Below are 1,506 nucleotides of genomic sequence, written 5' to 3' on the forward strand. Positions count from 1 at the left end.
AGATATAGAGCCATATGAACTCTACGATTTAAGTGAAAAGCTCAATGAAAGCAAAAAATTTGTATTCCAAAAAGTTTTGGATAATAAAGGCAGGATAAAATTAGAAAAATTAATAGATGAAAAAGTAAATGATTTAGCTGATAATTATCAAAGACAAGATAAGAAATCATTAAAAAATCAAGTTACAAATAGCATGAATAGTTTGCTTTACAAAATGAAAGAGGAATCTTTGATAGATCTAAAATGGGAATACAAAAGTATAAAAAATGAAATAAAAATATGTTATGTATCTTTAAAGATGGATTATATAGATTTGATGCTTTATATAAAGGAACGAAAAATACGATTAGGTGATAAGCAAAGACAGGTTATAGAATTTCTCAGAAATAATCAAGATGTAGAGATAAACGATTTGATGGATTTATTGAATGTATCTAAAGCTAGCATCAAATCTCTAGAGGAAAAAAACTTAGTAGAATTTAAATACGATGATTTTTACAGAAGGGCCGAATCTAATTTAAATTACAAAAATAAAGACGTAGTTTTAAATGAAGAACAAAATCGAGCTATAGAAAAAATAACCGGTGAGATGTTCGATGAAAATAAAAAGCCGTATATGATTCACGGTGTCACAGGAAGCGGTAAAACCGAGGTATATATGGAGATAATAGATTACGCCTTAAAGCAGGGGCTTGACAGTATAGTTTTAGTTCCAGAGATATCTCTGACTCCGCAGACTATAGCTAGATTTAAAAACAAGTTCAAGGATATAGTCGGAGTTTTCCACAGTAGGCTGTCTGAGGGCGAGAGACACGATGTATTTAGAGAGATAAAAAAAGGAAACATAAGAATACTGATAGGTGCTAGATCAGCTATATTTGCACCTTTTAACAGTTTAGGTGTAGTTATAGTAGACGAGTTTCATGAGAGCTCTTATAAATCTGAGAGCAATCCGAAGTTTTCAACTCTAGAAGTCGGAAGATACTTAGTAAATAAGAGAAATATAACTCTTGTGATGGGATCTGCAACGCCTTCAGTAGAGGAGTATTACAGAGCCAAAAACGACGAATACGAGCTTATAGAGCTTACAAAAAGGGCAAACAACAAGCCACTTCCTAAAATAGAGGTAGTCGATATGAAGGACGAATTAAAATGCGGAAATAGAAGCTTTTTGAGTAATAAATTGAGACTTCAGATAGAGGAAGAGATAAAAAATAAAAACCAAGTCATTCTATTTTTAAATAGAAGGGGATATTCGAGCTTTGTTTCGTGTAGAGAATGCGGATATGTTTTTAAATGTAAAAACTGCGATATATCGCTGACTTACCACAAGAGTCAAAATATAGCAAAATGTCACTACTGCGGATACGAAGCGCATATTCCTAAAACCTGTCCTGAATGCGACAGTAAATACGTCAAGGAATTTGGGCTAGGAACCGAAAAAATCGAAGAAGAAATAAAAAATATATTTGATGGAGTTAGAGTTTTGAGGCTTGACAAGGATAC

The 1,506-nt window shown here is 32.5% G+C and carries 1 protein-coding gene; it reads left to right on the forward strand.

The features are described from left to right. Positions 1-1,506, forward strand: a 1,506-nt coding sequence (gene priA / locus ACI3VO_RS03050; protein ID WP_439756506.1) for a replication restart helicase PriA, incomplete at both ends; no start/stop codon positions are given.

This window comes from Intestinibacter sp., from assembly GCF_051866655.1.
Lineage (GTDB): Bacteria > Bacillota > Clostridia > Peptostreptococcales > Peptostreptococcaceae > Intestinibacter.